Origin of the sequence: Campylobacter concisus, assembly GCF_015230035.1 — a bacterium.
In the GTDB taxonomy this organism is placed as follows: Bacteria; Campylobacterota; Campylobacteria; order Campylobacterales; family Campylobacteraceae; genus Campylobacter_A; species Campylobacter_A concisus_BK.
In genome coordinates this window covers 25216-40752 of sequence record NZ_JAAKZD010000014.1, presented here as the reverse complement: position 1 = coordinate 40752, position 15537 = coordinate 25216, and the positions used below count along the sequence as shown (strand labels likewise).

The window sequence follows — 15537 nt, the reverse complement described above, 5'->3', positions numbered from 1 at the left end:
AAATTTATTATATCGTGCTCTTGATAAAGATTGTGTGCCATTTTTAGAATTTATACCCAATTTGAATAATGATATTGTTAATGGTGTTAGATTGAGAAGTAAAAGTTGTAAATTTTTAATCGATATAGAAGATAGTTCTCAAATTTTAAATATGCAAAATCAATATATAGAAATAGATAAATCATTATTTAAAGAAAAAGTTAATATATTTTTTAAAAATAATTATGAAGAAAATTTTGTATTTCTATCTTTCAGTGATAAAACAAAGTTATTGAATTTTGCAAATTTTTTGCTTAGTTTGGCAAAATATGGGGCAATTAAAAAATATGAAATGATAGATAAAGAAAATAATAAAATGACGATACTTGTAGGGTGAGTATCCTCCTCTATCACAATGGTTGGTAAGGGATTAAAAATGATAAAAATTTTGTGGACAATGATGATCGCACTATGTTACTATCAAACAATCAAACAAGAGAGATGTGTAAAAAATATAAATTCATCTAATTCATAATTTGAAATAAGAATAATGCCCGGAAAAACAAATAGTCAATATCTAGCAAGCAGCATGATTATATAAAGATAAAAACTGATAAAGGCTTTTATGATAAAAATGGCAATATAATAAAAAGCGACAAACCGTTGGCATCTTTTGAAAGTCATATAGATTTGGAAAATTTTGACTTAAATATACTTACTAAAATTATGGAACTAATGAATATGGCAGATTTAAATATTGAGAAAAAGTTTTTACCATGGATTTATTATTGGATAAAAGAAGCTTCTGATATAAAACAACAAAAAATGCATTGGCTAAATGAGGACAATATTGATGGCGGAGTATCGTCTTATGTTGAATTGATGTGCTCGCTTTTTGATGATTTAAAATTTGATGACTTTGTGGAAAATACGGCATCCACTTTAGGTTTTTCGGATGAACTTATAAATTCATTACGTGATTTTAGAGATGAACTAAAAAATTATATTGCAGAAGATGATAATGATGATGAAGCGATTATTAAAGACCCAAATTGGCAGATCATCGTTAAAAAAGCACAAAATGTCATAGTTGCTTGGAATAAATACAAAGAAGTATATAAAGATGTATAAATTATTTAATAGCAACTTTCCAAAGGAAAGGATTATTTTGATAGACAAAAATAAATTTTATTGTAGAATTTGTGGATTAGAGCAGCTAGAGGCACCATGGGGTGATGATGACAAAACTGCTAATTTTGAAATTTGTGGCTGTTGTGGTTGCGAATTTGGTTGCGATGATTACAATATAGATGTTATTAGAGAATATAGAAAACAATGGCTGAGTGGTAAATTGAAATGGCAAAACAATGTATCATATTTAATAGTTGGTTTCGTTCTAGTATTAAGCCTAATAATTGGTCGCTAGAAAAACAATTAAAACAAATTCCAAAGAAATTTTTGTGAGAATAATGATTGATTTTATAGATAAAAAATAGTTTCGTAAGGTGAGTATATTTGCCCGCTACAATGGTTGGTAAAGGATTAAAAATGATTAAATTTAATAAATATATAAAATTCGGCAGGCAAAATGACCACCCTACAACACTACCTTCTTCAACACGACCCAATTGGAATTAAATTATTAACTATAAAATGAAGCGTACATTTACGTGTATAGGTTTTTAAGTGGTCTATATTTTCAAAATTTAGATGGTTTTTTAGTAGTATATCGCCAGAAATTTGGGTAGTATAAAACTTGATAGTATTTATATCATCTATGAGCTAAAAATTAGTAAATAAAATTTTATTTGCTAAAAAATGTTTTAGGCAATGGATAGCGGAATATAAAAACGACTAAATTTATAAATTTCATTTGTGCATTTACCATTTTTATTATAACCGGATGTGGTATTTCTCTAAATTTAAATGATACTAATGGCGATAAAGGAGCAAACACAGGCTATAAAATAACTACAAGTGCAGATACTTATAATAGGCAGCTTCATCAAAGAGAGATAGACTTTATAAACTCTATGGCAGATGATTATGCTGCTAAAAACAATATCTCTAAAGAGCAGGCTATTAAAATCTTATATACTGCTGCTAGTGTGCTAGTAGATAAAGGTTCATATAATGATTTTGCTTCAAAAGAGAAATTTGAAGCAAGAGATGAAAATGATAAAATAAGTGTAATAAACTACAATGAGAAATTTTATAAATTTAATCAAGGAGATATAAATAACGCTAAAGCATATCTGCTAGTAAATTCTAAAGAAAAATCTTTTAGAGATATATAAAGAGGAATTTACTAAACAAGATTACTTTACTGCTACAAAAGAGCAGTATAATAACAGCGGTTATACGCCTGATAAGAGTGTGGGCTAGAGGATGGAAGCTTATCATTCTTGCCAGCGCCTATTTTTTCAAAAAGTGCATTTGGCTTTTTTAAAAATACTGCGCTAAAAAACCCATTAGAAAATATAAGTTATACAAAAAAGTTTTGACCCAAATGTCAAACAAAAGTGATTACTTTCATTCGTTTCCAAATGCAGTAGATGCTTTTGCTAAATATGGTAAAAAATCGGAAATTATCGGTAATGATGGGATTAAGAGAGTAAAGATTGAAATTCAAGGTAGCTACAAAAATCACGATGGAGTGTTTGAGTATATAATAGAGCCTGATAATACAGTTAATCATAGATTTTTTAAAATAAAGGAAAAATAGTATGAATTTAATAAATGATGTGATAAAAATAGAGGAATTCTTTTTTAGCAATATATGTGAAATTGCTTACGACTACGAAAATGCTATAAAGAAGATCGCGGTATTGAAAGCCAAGGGGCAAGTTATTGTCGGTGGTGATGTAATAAGGTATGATGGGCAAGCAGCTGAATATACTTATGACAATTGGAGCTTTAATTCTGAAGAATATACATATGATCTACATGAGTATTCTGCTAAAAAAGCAATTGATTACATAGAAAAATATCATAATATAGATAAAGACTGCTTTTATACTATATATACATCTGGTATGTTGTAGAAAATAATGTTGCTGAGTTTATAAATCATATACAGTAAAAGCAAGGATAAATAAGATGTTTAAACGTATAGGCTGGTCTTTTATAGGATTTATGTGCTTGCTTGATTGCATATCTATGTTAATACATAAAAATGTAAAAGTAGGTGAGAAGTTTTTTAAATTTGACGATGCTGGCAATTTATATCTTTTGCCAGCTTTTAGTTTTTTATTTTTGGGCATATATAGCTTTTGGATGGCTTTTAGAAAAGAGCCGCCAATCGTGCAAAGGCTAGAGGGCATGTGGTGCCCTGATTGCATGAAATTTTATAATATAGGTGAAACTACATGTGAAAAGTGCGGACAAGAGCTGCTAAAATGCTATAACACACACTATGAAACAAGGCCAAAACCAAAGACCGAGCCGCTGTTTAGATCAAAGCCTAGAAATAAAAAGCGAAAGTTAAAGAGATAAATTTATTTTTTTGACTTCTGTAGTAGCAATATAAAAAGCACGGGGTAAGCGTAGATAAAATAAAAAAATGTTCATACAATAGTAGCCAGAAGCGACGGAACATATTATTACTCAAACAACCATTATGGACAAAATGGAAATGGTATCCCTTTTTATAGAGTTGGTGTATTGCCTAAAGAAACGATAAATAAAATGTTTGGAGGTATTAAATGATAGAAGTTAGAATTGATTTTGATGAAATTGATAATATTAGAGAATTGAACTATGCTTATGGCAATCGTATTCCAGAAAATATAAAAGAAAAGATGCTATATTTTTTATCACTAAAATTAAATTTACCTCCAACTCACATTTGGGACGCATTTAAAGAATTTTATCAATATTTACATTTCAAGGAATTACAAGAATTTAAACCAGAAGACGGCTGGGCTAGCTATGATGAATTTTTAATGATAAAAGAAGAAGATAATAAATGTGGAGTTAAAAATAAACAAGGCGTTAGGGATAATTTAAAGTTAATTTTTATAAATTTTAATAATTTTTATAAAGAACATAGCGAATTAGCAAATAAATTATTGAATTTCATCAGCGATGTGAAAAGTGAAATGTTAAATTACTATGATAAAAATGATAATGATTTTTTAAATATTACATTAGTTATCGAAAGTTAAAAGATGAAAATAACTCAAAATGGATAAGTGAAGCTAGAAATTTTGAAGGTGTAAAATGTAGCATTGAATAGAAAGAGTTTGAAGTGAATAAAAAGTTAAAAATAGTTTTACAAACAGAATTCGCATGTGATAGCGTATTTTGGATATATGATGAATTTGGCAAAAACATAAATGGCGGAACATTGGTAGAGCAAGAAGATGAAACATCTTGGGACAGCAAACTCCCAGATGAACTGTTATCTTGCCCAGATATAAAAAGGCTCTCAACGGAGATTATGAAAGAATACAATAGTCTTTTTATAAACAATGAAAAAGAATTTAGCTATAAGGGCTTTGCTAGTCCCGAATCCGAAGCAAAATATATGCAAAAAATCAATGAGCTTAGAAAAATTTTATATGAAAAATGTAGCGACAAATACGAAATAGTAGATGATTTGCGTTAGGCTAAAAATTATTTTATATATAAAACATGAAACAACGTCAAAAAGGATCATGCTCATTTTGAGGTATCAATTAAAAGTGGTAGAAAAAATAACAGAAAATACGGCTGTAGAAATTATTAGGGATAGTGAAAAATGAGAGAACTTTATAAGATTTATTTAAAAGACAATGCGCAATTGGGGCAAACGCCAAAAACAATTCACTATTCTAGCAACACTCTTTTGCCAAAACCATTTGCACTAAGTATCGTAAAATATAGCGACAATGAAGGATATTATTTGCTTTATCTTGATAAATTCGGAGAAGAGCAGGCAGATACGTATCATGAGACTTTAGAAGATGCCTTTGGGCAAGCAGAATTTGAATTTGGCGTAAAAAAAGATGAGTGGTTGATTGCATAGCAGCTAATGAAAATTAGTAGATTACTTATTCGACGAGGCACTTAAAAATTTAAGGATAAAATTGATAGCTGGATATGTAAAAATAAACGAGAAGCGATAGGAATTGAAATTACATAAAAATATTTATTCTTATGGTTCTTACGATGGCTTACGCAGTTGGTCACATCAGTGGCGGACACTTCAACCCAGCTGTTTCAGTAGGCCTATTAGTTGGCGGAAGATTTGACAAAAAAAGATCTAGTACCTTACGTCATCGCACAAGTTATCGGAGCGATCGCAGCTGCTGCTGTGCTATATCTTATCGCTTCAGGCAAGGCTGGATTTGACGCTGTTGCAAGCGGTTTTGCTAGCAACGGATACGGCGAGCACTCACCAAATGGTTACAGTATAGTCTCGGCACTTGTTGCAGAGATAGTTCTAACTGCGTTTTTCCTTATCATCATCCTAGGTGCTACTGATGAGCGTGCTCCAAAGGGCTTTGCACCGATCGCTATTGGCCTTGGTTTGACGCTGATCCACCTTATCTCGATACCTATCACAAACACATCGGTTAATCTAGCTCGCTCAACCGGTGTTGCGATATTTCAAGGCACTTGGGCACTAGAGCAGCTTTGGCTTTTCTGGGTTGCACCTATCGTTGGAGCGATCATTGGAGCTATCATTTATAGGATTTTAGGCTGCACATGCGGCTGCAAAAGCGCGAAATAATCAAATTTTATACTTCAAGGGGCGATCTTCGCCCTTTATACTCTTGCAAATTTAAATAAGTAAAAAGAAATTTATAAGATATTTTTGAGGGGTCATCTAAGAAATTTAATTCTTAGATGAAGAGAGGTTTTAGGCTTTTTTTGTCATCGCCCTAATAGGTATAACAAATATCGCTGCGATAAGGTAAAAAACGATACCAAAGACAGCTGCCATCATAAATATCTCGCCGATATCATAAAAGCTTGACTCAAGCCTAATGGTATCCACGTAATTTATCGCAAACCATAATGCTACGCCAAGAGCGATAGCAAAAACAAAAAATCCCCAAGAAAATAAGAAATTTAAAATCTTAGTCATCAACTTTTCTCCTTTTTGAGTTTATTTATCTACTTTAAATCCGCCGCCAAGTGCTCTATAAACTTCGACCGCGCTATCTACCTCATCAAGCTTTGCAGAGACATCTTGAAGTTTTGCTTGAAGCAAATTTCTCTCCGCGTCAAGAAGCTCTAAGTGACCGATATAGCCAGCGTTATACTGATCTTTAGCAAGCGAATAAATTTTTTGCTGCGATTGTAGCAAATTTTTTACCTGATCCAAAGAGAGTTTTGCATTTTGCCTTGATATAAGGGCATCTCTAACCTCGCCAAGTGCCGATCTAACAGTCGCTTCGTAAGTGATAGCTGCGATTTGTTCGTTTGTCTCAGCAACACGGACATTATTTTTTGTCCTGCCAAAATCAAAAATTTTCTGTGTTAAATTTGCTCCTAAGCTCCAAACGCTTGCGCTGCCCATAAAGATTCTATCAAACTCATCACTTGCAAAGCCAAAAAGACCTGTAAGGGATAGTGTTGGGAAGTATTGAGCGCGCGCTACGCCCACAAGGGCATTTGTAGCTTTTAGATCTGCTAGCGCCTTTGCCACGTCACTTCTTCTAAGCAAGACATCTGAGCTAATACCAGCCTTTATCTCAGGTGAGCTTGGTAAATTTTGCGCACTAGCAACAGCTCCTTTTAAAATTTCATCATTGCTCTTGCCAGTTAGGATGGCTAGCGAAGTAAGCGCTTGTGACTTAGAGTTTAGCACTGAAGTTAGGCTTGTTTTTGCCCTTTCAACCTCAGCCTTGCTTTGCAGATAGGTCATCTCATTTATGCCACCAAGATCAAGCTGCGTCTTTCGAAGTGCTAACGTATCTTCATAGGTTTTTAGAGTCTCTTTTAGCACCGCTTCTTGCATGTTTAGCGATACTAGAGCAAAGTAGCTTTTCGCCACACTTGAGCTAAGGCTTAGCCTTGCGCTATCGTAGTCAAATTTGCTTGCGTTTAAATTTTCATTAGCTGCAAGCACGCTATTTCGCACTCTACCCCAAAGGTCTATCTCGTAGTTAAGACCTAAATTTATCTCATAGCTTTTTGTGGTAGTTTGAGGCATATGCGCGGCAGTTTCGGCACTATTTCTAGTTCTTGTGGCACCTGCGTTTAAATTTACCCCCGGCAGCAAGTCAGCCTCAGCAATGCCAAGACTTGCCTTTGCTTTTTCTAAATTTAAATATGCAATGCGTAAATTTGTATTTTTCTCAAGTGCGCTTTCGACAAGAACATTTAAATTTTCATCGTGAAATTCTTTCCACCAAAGATCTCTTATATCGCTTGTCTCGAAAGTGTATGTTGAGGTGAAATTTGTATCCACATTTGGCATATCTGGGCGAAACGAGCAACCAGCCAAAAACGCCGCTGTTATAAGTATAAATGCCTTATTTCTCATCTTTTTTTTGCTCCCTTTTTCCAGTATTTTTCATTTAAATTTTCAAGCAAATAGTAAAACATAGGCACGAAAAATATCGCTATCGTTGTTGATGCGATCATACCGCCAACCACGCCAGTTCCTAGTGAGTGGCGAGATGCAGCGCCTGCACCTGTGCTTATGACCATTGGGAAAACACCAAGCGTAAATGCGATCGAGGTCATTATGATAGGTCTAAAGCGAAGTTTGGCTGCATTTACAGCTGATTCAAATATGCTCTTTCCGCTCTCGCGCTCTTGCATAGCAAATTCTACGATCAAGATGGCGTTTTTGGCCGCTAGACCGATGAGTAGCAAAAGACCGGTCTCAAAGTAGATGTCGTTTGTCAGCCCTCTTATCCAAACAGCTAGCAACGAGCCAAATACCGCAAACGGCACGGCTGTGATGACTGCAAGTGGGATGAGCCATCTTTCGTACTGAGCAGCAAGGATCAAGAAGACAAAGACCATACCAAAGATAAAGGCGACCGTGCCTGTTCCTTGAGAATTTACCTCTTGATATGCCGTTCCTGCCCAGCTTATAGCGTAGTCGTCGCTACTTAGCGTGTCATTTACGACCTCTTGGATCGCTCTTATCGCATCACCTGATGTGTAGCCAGGTTTTGGATCGCCCATGATCTTAGCCGCTGGAAAGAGGTTAAATCTATCAACGATATCAGGTCCGATCGATCTTGTAAGCGTCGCTACTGAATTTAATGGCACCATCTCGCCCTCATTTGAGCGGACGAAAATTTTTCTTAGATCCTCAGGGTTGTTTCTAAAGTTATCGCTCGCCCTTGCATATACGCGGTAAGATTTACCAGCAAGGTTGAAGTCGTTTATATAGTAAGAGCCAAAAGTAGCCGCTATCGTGCTGAAAATTTCACTCTCGCTTACGCCAAATAGCCTTGCCTTTTCTTTATCAACTGTTATCTTAAACTGGCGGTAGTTTGTCTCAAGCGTCGTTATTACGCCAGTTAGCTCAGGCCTTGCGTTTGCAGCTGCAGTTACCTTTCTAGCATCCGCTTCTATCTCGTTGTAGCTCTTGCCGCTCTTATTTTGTAGATACATCTCAAAGCCGCCAGTCATTGATAGACCCATGATAGGTGGCACATTTACGACAAAGGTCATTGAGTTTTTTGAACCCCAAAGCATGCCGTTAAACTGACCTACTAAGGCATCTGCACCGTCCGTTGCACCTTTTCTTTCGTTCCAGTCTTTTAGCTTGATAAAGCTGATGGCTGAGTTTTCTCTAAGTGAGCTAGCTAGCATATCATAGCCTGCAAATCCCATGGTAAATTCGACATTTGGGTTGCTCAAAATGGCGTTACTAATAGATTTTACCTCTTCTTTGGTCTTTAGCATATTTGTTGAAGGTGGAAGCGAGGTGATAACCAACAAAGCGCCCTTGTCTTCTGAAGGCACAAGTCCTTTTGGCACTTTTTGAAATAGCCCATACGTTGCAAATCCCATTATGCCAATGACTATAAAGCTAATAAATACATGTTTTAAAATTTTTGCCACACCTGCTGTAAAGAGTCTAGTGCTAAAGTCAAAGAAGTCGTTAAATTTCTGAACGATCCAAAATGGCTTGCTCTCTTGCTTCTTAAGCATAACCGCACAAAGCGCTGGCGTAAGAGTAAGAGCGACAAAGCCCGAGATACAAACAGCAACAACAAGTGTTAGCGCAAACTGCTTTTGTATAACGCCAACAAAGCCCTCCATAAATGAAACTGGCACGAAAACTGCGCAAAGCACTAGCACGATAGAGATGACCGGAGTTTGCACCTCCTCCATCGCCTTAAATGTCGCGTCTTTTACACTTATCTCTTTATCTTCGTGCAAAATTCTCTCAACGTTTTCTATAACGATGATGGCGTCATCCACGACGATACCGATGGCTAGGATCAGGGCAAAAAGCGTGATCAAATTTATACTAAAGCCCATAACATAAAGACCGCCAAATGTACCTATGATAGAGACTGGCACGGCTAGCATCGGTATGATGGTAGCTCTAAAGCTCTTTAAGAAGAAGTACATTACAATAAGAACTAGCACCATCGCTTCTACGAAAGTTTTTATAACTTCGTCTATTGAGACGGTGATAAATTCAGTTGGATTATAAGCTATCGTGTGCTCTAAGCCAACTGGGTAAGTTTTCTTTAGCTCTTCAAGCTTTGCAGCGACTGCCTCTGCAGTTGCAAGTGCGTTTGCGTCATTTTGTAAAAATAGCAAAAGTGGCACTGCTGGCTTGCCATTTAGCATAGCATCTGATGCGTAGCTAGCAGCTCCAAGCTCGACTGTGGCGACCTCTTTTAGCTTAACAACTGTGCCATCTTCACTCTTTATCAAAATTTCGCCAAATTGTTTTGGATCTTTAAAACGTCCTTCAGAAACTACAGAATAAACATAAGGATTTTCACCCTTTGATGGCTGCTCGCCGATCTTGCCAGCGGCGTATTGTGAGTTTTGAATTCTTACTTGAGAGATGACGTCGCTTGGAGTTAGTTTAAACTGAGCAAGTCTGTCTGGCTTTAGCCAAATTCTCATTGAGTACTCTTTGTCACCAATGAGCGCTGTATCGCCGATACCATTTACCCTTTTGATCGCGTCAGCAATGTTTAAATTTACATAGTTGTATAGTTCAACTAGGTTCATATTTGGATTTGTAAAGCCAACTACTTGAAGGATCGAGCCACTTCTTTCACGCACCGTTACGCCCATATTTTGCACCTCTTGAGGCAATCTTGAAAGGGCAGCTTGGACGCGGTTATTTACGTCTATCGTAGCTTGTTTTGATGATGAGCCGATCTTAAAATAGACGCTTATATTCATTGTACCAGCAGAGCTTGATGTGCTTTGCATATAAAGCATATTTTCAACACCATTTATCTGATCCTCAATGGCACTTGCGACTGAGTCTGCGATAGTCTGCGCATCAGCACCGCTATATGACGCGCTTACCGATACTTCAGGCGGAGTAAGACTTGGATACTCCTCTATTGGAAGCCCTTTGATACCCATAAAACCTGCTATAACTATGATGATAGATATAACAGTTGCAAATATCGGGCGGTTTATGAAAAATTTTGAAAACATCTATCTGCCTTTACTTGCTTTTTGTAGCGTTTGCGTCTTTGCCGTTTATAAATTCCGCACTTAGGTCTTTATCTGTCTGCACTGGTCTGCCAACGCCTATTTTAAGGAAGTTATTTACGATGATCTTATCGCCCTCTTCAAGGCCCTCAGTTACTACGACCATATCTTTTGTTTGGTAGCTAGTTTTAACATTTTTTTGGCTTACGTTGCCATCTTTTACGACTAAAACATAAGTGTTTGTAGCACTTTGCTGAAGGGCAACTTGCGGGATATTAAAGGCATTTTTTTGAACAAATCCGCTCATCTTTATATGACCAAACGCACCTGGTAAAATTTTACCCTCACTATTATCAAAGCTAGCCTTTGCCAAAACGCTGCCAGTCGCGGTATTTACGACGTTATCTATAAATGTCACTTTGCCAGTGAAATTTTCATTGTTTAAATTTAAGACAGCCTCGCTATTTAGTTGCTGCCAAGCGCCGTTATCTAAATTTGCTTTTCTACTTAGATTATCCACGTCTGCGATGTAAAAGTCAGCCTCGATCGGATTTATCTTTGTTAGTCTTACAAGCTGAGTTTGGCTTGCTACTACAAGTGAGCCAACATCTACCTTATTATCGCCAACAACGCCGTCAAATGGAGCCGTGATAGTTGTATAGCCAAGATCGATCTTGGCATTTTTTAAAGTTGCTTTTGCGCTTACTAAAGTTGCATTTGCGATATCGTAAGCCGCAACAGCTGCGTCGTAGTCTTTTTGAGAGACTGCATTTTTCTTATAAAGGGCAGAAATTCTCTTAAATTCAGTCTGCGCATTTTTTAAATTTGCATTTGCCACGCCAACAGCTGCATCAAGTGAGTCATAGCTAGCTTGATATTTCTCTGGATCTATGAGAAATAGCTTCTCTCCAGCCTTGACCTTGTCGCCAGGCTTAAAAAACTGCTTTATGATCGTGCCGCTAACTTTTGGATAGATGATGACGTCTTGGTTGCTAGTAACTGTGGCCGTGTAGTCAAAGCTAATAGGCACATCCATCTTTTTAGCCACAAATATATCAACATGAGATGTCGGCATCTGGCGGCCTGCAGCAGCCTTTTTGTCGCCACTTTCAAAGCAGCCAGAAAGCAAAAAAACGGCAACTGAAAGCACAAGAAAACTCTTAAATTTCAACATAAAAACCCCTCTTAATTTTAAATTTTAATCCCAAGTTTAGTTTTGTAATTTTCATTACAAAATTTTAAATGCCGTGAATATAACCAAAAATAAATTAAAAGTCAATTCTACTTCTTAATAATGCCATTTAAAAATAGCTCAACACACAAAGCAACGTGCTCCTCACGCTCTTTTTTGCTTAGTTTTGGCTCTTTGTTTATCATAAGCGAGTCGAAGTAATAAAGACCAATTACATTTTTCATAAAGCACTTTGCGGCAAATTTGACTGGAAATTTTGGATTAAGCTCGGCTTTTACCTCATCTCTTTCAAAGAAATTTATAAGTACAAGGTCGATCTTATTTAAAATTTGATCCAAAAATGCCCTGCCAAGCTTGCCGCCATTTTTAGAACCCTCACTCATCATTATCCTGCCAAGTGCGATATTTTTCTTGGTGCAGATGATAGAAAAAATAATGGTTGCAAATTTGGTTAAAAACTCCTCCAAGCTGTGAGAAATTTTAAGATATATCCTCTCATCGACCTCTTTTATAAGCGCATCTATCTCTTGCTCGATGATCGCTTGAAAAAGCCCCTCTTTGCTCTCAAAAAATGTGTAAATGCTAGCAAGCGAGCCGCCACTTATCGCCACGATATCGCTAAGGCTAGTCTTTTCGTAGCCATTTTTTAAAAATAGCTCAAGCGCTGTTTTTACGATGAGCTCGTATCGTTTTTTGCCTTTTTCTGAGATCGCCATTTCACTTCCCGCTAAATTTTCGCCATTTTATCATCTTTTAGGATAGATAAAGGTGCTAGCTCTTTGCACGTTGATAGTTGGCTCGTCAGTGGCGTAAGCTCTTATATTTATATGTTTTAAAAGATCTTTTTCGCTCGTGTTTTCATTTTTTGATTTTAGCGTGACGATGACCTTTTGTTTTGCACCAGCTTTTAGCGTAAAGGGCTTATTTGGACGAGAAATTTCTATACTTTTATCATCTATCTCAAAGTAAAATTTATGATCCTTGCTTTGGGTATTTTGTACTAAAAAAACGTAAGAATTTTCAACCTCACCTTGATCTAAAACCTTGTAAAGCTCGCTTGTCCTATTTATATTTAAAAGCATGCTCTCTTTTTTGCCACTCATCAGCGCCGCAGCTACCAAAACTACGCACAAAATGACAAGATAAGCAACCGTTCTAAATCTAAAAATTTTCACCTTTTTATTTTCATTTTGAGAATTTATACTTCTCCACTCGATGAGCGAGCTTTCGTTAAAATGCCCCATCACTTTAGCGCACGCATCGCTACATTCAAGGCAGTTTATGCACTCAAGCTGCATGCCCTTTCTTATATCTATATGCGTCGGACATATCCTCACGCAGGCCTCGCAACCAGTGCAAAGCGCGCCATCTTCTTTTGGCTTTTTAAATTTCTCTTTGCCATCATATATGACGCCGCCTCGTTTTTGATTGTAGATAACTTGTATCGTGTCGCTGTCAAACATAACTGACTGCACCCTCGCATACGGGCAGACATAGACGCAGAAATTTTCTTTTAAAATGACCACGTCATAGACTAGCCAAGCAGCGATGCTAAGCCAAAATGCAAGTAAAATTTTATGTTCGCTTGCATCATTTAGATAAGCAAAAAAATCAAGCGGTGGCACAAAAAACCACAAGAAATTTGCAGCTATGATAAGTGCTAAAACGCACCAAATTCCAACTGCTAATGCACGCTTAAAAATTTGACCTTGCGGCTCATTTTGTTTATTTTGGATATTTTTTCGGATCTTTAAAATTTTAGTCTGCAAAAGGTCACGAAAGAGCGTTCTAAAAATGGTCTGCGGACAGCTCCAGCCACACCAGATGCGCCCTGCAAGCGTCGTTAGAAAAAATATAGTCAAAAACAAAGTGATAAACAAAAACGGCAGCAAATATAGCTCTTGCATGTCAAATTTTGTAAAAAATAGATCAACCCTGCTCTTATCAAAACTTAGCAAAAATAGTTGCGCGTCATTTATCCTGATAAATGGCAAAATAAAGACAAATAGCGTGATACAGGCAAAAAAAATGTAACGCCTCTTGGCGTAGCTAAAATTTAAATTTTTCGACATAATAAACCTTTTTTAAAATTTTGTTGATTATAGGCTTTGGGGCATTAAAAGTGCATTAAATAATTTTGCCTAAAAGCTTAAATTTATGAAAGTTAAACTATACTCACGGCTTATTTTAATCTGAAAGGTGGTGAGGACGTTGCCTGGTATTAAGGTACATCCTAACGAGTCATTTGACGAGGGTTACAGAAAGTTTAAAAAACAAACTGACCGTAATTTAGTCGTTACTGAAGCAAGAGCTAGACGCTTCTTTGAGCCTAAGACTGAGATCCGCAAGAAACAAAAAATTGCAGCTCGCAAGAAAATGCTTAAACGTCTTTATATGCTTAGACGCTACGAGTCAAGACTCTAAAACCAAGACAAAGAGGGCTTTGCTCTCTTTGTTTAACTCTTCTTTTAGCCTTATTTTTTTATAATCAAAGCAATTTTTTTATTTTATTTTAAACGGAAATCCGATGCAAAAGCTAGCTGTAAATGAAGCTGCAGAAATTTTAGGCATAACAAAAGAAGCAGTCTATAATAGAATCCGCCGAGGCTCGTTGAAAACAGTCATTGAAAATGGCACAAAATTTGTCATCCTTGACGAGGAGCCAAGTAGTGAAAAGCCCGCAAAAACCGCTTCAAAAAGCACAAAAACTAAATCCCAAAACGACGAGTTTGTAAGTTATTTGCTAAATGAGCTAAATGAGCTTAAGAGCTTAAATTTAAATTTGCAAGCCGACAAAGATAGGCTTTTTAAAGAAAAAGAGCAGATGCTTATCGAGCGCAAAAATGAAATTTTGCAAATTTACAAAGATAGAGACGAGAAGCTCATGCAGTTTCTAAACGCCATGCAAAGGCCACTTTTAACACCTAAAAATGAAAGTGCCACAAGCGAAGTGGCGATAGATGCGCAGATAGAGGATGAGTCAAAATGGATAAATTTAAGCGAATATCTAAAGGAGTTAAATTTAAAACCAAAGGCAACGAAAAAGATCAGTGAAAAGATAATAAAAGCGATACATCACTCCAAATTTATCAAATTTAAACGCGGCGTGATACTTGTTAGAAGACATAAAAATTTAAAAGAGTTGATAGGAGAGATATGAAACACATCAAAAAAATAGCTACTTATGCTGCGGTTGGGGGATTTGGTGCCATTATCATGGCTGGACTTGCAGGTTGTGGGAGCGACGATGGCGGTAATGAAAACGCACTAAACGAAGTTGCGCAAAAAAACGGCGCCTTTGTCATCATCGAAGAGAGCGCACCTGGCGTTTACAAAATATTAGAAGAGTATCCAAGCACTGAAACTAGAGTCGTGCTAAAAGATATGAACGGCACTGAGCGCGTGCTAAGTAAAGATGAGATCGATAAACTTCTAGCTCAAGCAAACGCAAAGATCGACAATAACACTTCAAATTTGACAAGAACGAGCGACGCACAGCTAAGCAGCGGCGGACTAAGCCTTGGTGAGACTATCCTTGCTTCAGCAGCTGGCGCGATACTTGGTAGTTGGATAGGCAGTAAGCTTTTTGGTAATCAAAATTTCCAAGCAAATCGCCAAAGCACATATAAAAATCCAAGTGCTTACACAAGAAGCGTCGATAGCTTTAACAAGCAAAAAGCGGCAAATTCTGCTGCAAGAAGCGGCGGTGGAAAGAGCGGATTTTTTGGTGGTGGCTCAAAGTCAAGCTCTAGCTCATCAAGCTTTGGAGGCTGAAA

The 15537-nt window shown here is 36.7% G+C and carries 20 protein-coding genes and 1 pseudogene; 15 read left to right on the top strand and 6 right to left on the bottom strand.

Going from position 1 to position 15537, the window contains the following annotated elements; translation table 11 throughout:
* The 12 genes and pseudogenes from G6W41_RS08950 to aqpZ form a co-directional block, all read left to right on the top strand.
* Nucleotides 1-376 (top strand): hypothetical protein (locus G6W41_RS08950; RefSeq protein WP_194171289.1); only part of this gene is annotated, 376 nt, incomplete at its 5' end.
* Nucleotides 377-642: 266 nt separating this feature from the next.
* A complete protein-coding gene (locus G6W41_RS08945) occupies nucleotides 643-1110 on the top strand; it encodes a hypothetical protein (protein ID WP_194171288.1) in 468 nt (155 codons plus the stop codon).
* Between the two features lie 37 nt (nucleotides 1111-1147).
* The gene (locus G6W41_RS08940; RefSeq protein ID WP_196779843.1) at nucleotides 1148-1405 is read left to right on the top strand and encodes a hypothetical protein; all 258 of its coding nucleotides are present in this window, start codon (nucleotides 1148-1150) and stop codon (nucleotides 1403-1405) included.
* Nucleotides 1406-2012: 607 nt separating this feature from the next.
* Nucleotides 2013-2276 (top strand): hypothetical protein, encoded by a 264-nt coding sequence (locus G6W41_RS08935; protein WP_194171287.1) that lies wholly within the window; start codon nucleotides 2013-2015, stop codon nucleotides 2274-2276.
* A gap of 212 nt (nucleotides 2277-2488) precedes the next feature.
* Nucleotides 2489-2704, top strand: a complete 216-nt coding sequence (locus tag G6W41_RS08930; RefSeq protein ID WP_196779842.1) for a hypothetical protein — start codon at nucleotides 2489-2491, stop codon at nucleotides 2702-2704.
* Between the two features lies 1 nt (nucleotide 2705).
* Nucleotides 2706-3023: an Imm40 family immunity protein gene (gene imm40 / locus G6W41_RS08925; RefSeq protein WP_194171286.1), complete on the top strand. Its 318-nt coding sequence runs from the start codon at nucleotides 2706-2708 to the stop codon at nucleotides 3021-3023.
* A gap of 55 nt (nucleotides 3024-3078) precedes the next feature.
* Nucleotides 3079-3474 (top strand): hypothetical protein, encoded by a 396-nt coding sequence (locus G6W41_RS08920; RefSeq protein WP_194171050.1) that lies wholly within the window; start codon nucleotides 3079-3081, stop codon nucleotides 3472-3474.
* Nucleotides 3475-3683: 209 nt separating this feature from the next.
* Nucleotides 3684-4145, top strand: coding sequence for a hypothetical protein (locus G6W41_RS08915; RefSeq protein WP_194171285.1), 462 nt, complete (start codon nucleotides 3684-3686; stop codon nucleotides 4143-4145).
* Nucleotides 4146-4228: 83 nt separating this feature from the next.
* Nucleotides 4229-4588 carry a hypothetical protein gene (locus G6W41_RS08910; RefSeq protein WP_194171284.1) on the top strand — a complete coding sequence of 120 codons (360 nt, stop codon included), beginning with the start codon at nucleotides 4229-4231 and terminating at the stop codon, nucleotides 4586-4588.
* Between the two features lie 132 nt (nucleotides 4589-4720).
* Nucleotides 4721-4987, top strand: a complete 267-nt coding sequence (locus G6W41_RS08905) for a hypothetical protein (protein ID WP_194171283.1) — start codon at nucleotides 4721-4723, stop codon at nucleotides 4985-4987.
* 131 nt (nucleotides 4988-5118) lie between these two features.
* Nucleotides 5119-5172 (top strand): annotated as a pseudogene (locus tag G6W41_RS10530) (hypothetical protein); the annotation flags it as partial.
* 25 nt (nucleotides 5173-5197) lie between these two features.
* Nucleotides 5198-5695, top strand: a complete 498-nt coding sequence (gene aqpZ, locus G6W41_RS08900) for an aquaporin Z (protein WP_275944627.1) — start codon at nucleotides 5198-5200, stop codon at nucleotides 5693-5695.
* Nucleotides 5696-5824: 129 nt separating this feature from the next.
* Here the strand turns inward: aqpZ and G6W41_RS08895 are convergent, their stop codons facing one another.
* The 6 genes from G6W41_RS08895 to ccoG all read right to left on the bottom strand — a co-directional run bounded on the left by G6W41_RS08895 (nucleotide 5825) and on the right by ccoG (nucleotide 13833).
* Nucleotides 5825-6052, bottom strand: coding sequence for a hypothetical protein (locus G6W41_RS08895; RefSeq protein WP_004318043.1), 228 nt, complete (start codon nucleotides 6050-6052; stop codon nucleotides 5825-5827).
* Nucleotides 6053-6073: 21 nt separating this feature from the next.
* The gene (locus tag G6W41_RS08890) at nucleotides 6074-7456 is read right to left on the bottom strand and encodes an efflux transporter outer membrane subunit (protein WP_194171282.1); all 1383 of its coding nucleotides are present in this window, start codon (nucleotides 7454-7456) and stop codon (nucleotides 6074-6076) included.
* On the bottom strand, nucleotides 7453-10572 hold the full coding sequence (locus tag G6W41_RS08885) for an efflux RND transporter permease subunit (RefSeq protein ID WP_194171281.1): 3120 nt from the start codon (nucleotides 10570-10572) through the stop codon (nucleotides 7453-7455). Before G6W41_RS08885 ends, G6W41_RS08890 begins: the two co-directional genes overlap by 4 nt.
* 10 nt (nucleotides 10573-10582) lie before the next feature.
* On the bottom strand, nucleotides 10583-11743 hold the full coding sequence (locus tag G6W41_RS08880; RefSeq protein ID WP_194171280.1) for an efflux RND transporter periplasmic adaptor subunit: 1161 nt from the start codon (nucleotides 11741-11743) through the stop codon (nucleotides 10583-10585).
* Nucleotides 11744-11850: 107 nt separating this feature from the next.
* Nucleotides 11851-12477, bottom strand: a complete 627-nt coding sequence (locus G6W41_RS08875; protein ID WP_194171279.1) for a TetR/AcrR family transcriptional regulator — start codon at nucleotides 12475-12477, stop codon at nucleotides 11851-11853.
* A gap of 30 nt (nucleotides 12478-12507) precedes the next feature.
* A complete protein-coding gene (gene ccoG, locus G6W41_RS08870) occupies nucleotides 12508-13833 on the bottom strand; it encodes a cytochrome c oxidase accessory protein CcoG (RefSeq protein WP_194171278.1) in 1326 nt (441 codons plus the stop codon).
* Between the two features lie 139 nt (nucleotides 13834-13972).
* On the opposite strand from ccoG, the gene rpsU reads away from it, so the two are divergent.
* From rpsU to G6W41_RS08855, 3 genes are all read left to right on the top strand, one after another.
* A complete protein-coding gene (rpsU, locus tag G6W41_RS08865; protein WP_009294994.1) occupies nucleotides 13973-14185 on the top strand; it encodes a 30S ribosomal protein S21 in 213 nt (70 codons plus the stop codon).
* Between the two features lie 103 nt (nucleotides 14186-14288).
* Nucleotides 14289-14921, top strand: coding sequence for a DNA-binding protein (locus G6W41_RS08860; protein WP_103634321.1), 633 nt, complete (start codon nucleotides 14289-14291; stop codon nucleotides 14919-14921).
* Nucleotides 14918-15535: a UPF0323 family lipoprotein gene (locus G6W41_RS08855; protein ID WP_103570117.1), complete on the top strand. Its 618-nt coding sequence runs from the start codon at nucleotides 14918-14920 to the stop codon at nucleotides 15533-15535. The genes G6W41_RS08860 and G6W41_RS08855 overlap by 4 nt, the downstream gene beginning before the upstream one ends.
* The last annotated feature ends 2 nt before the right edge of the window (nucleotides 15536-15537 follow it).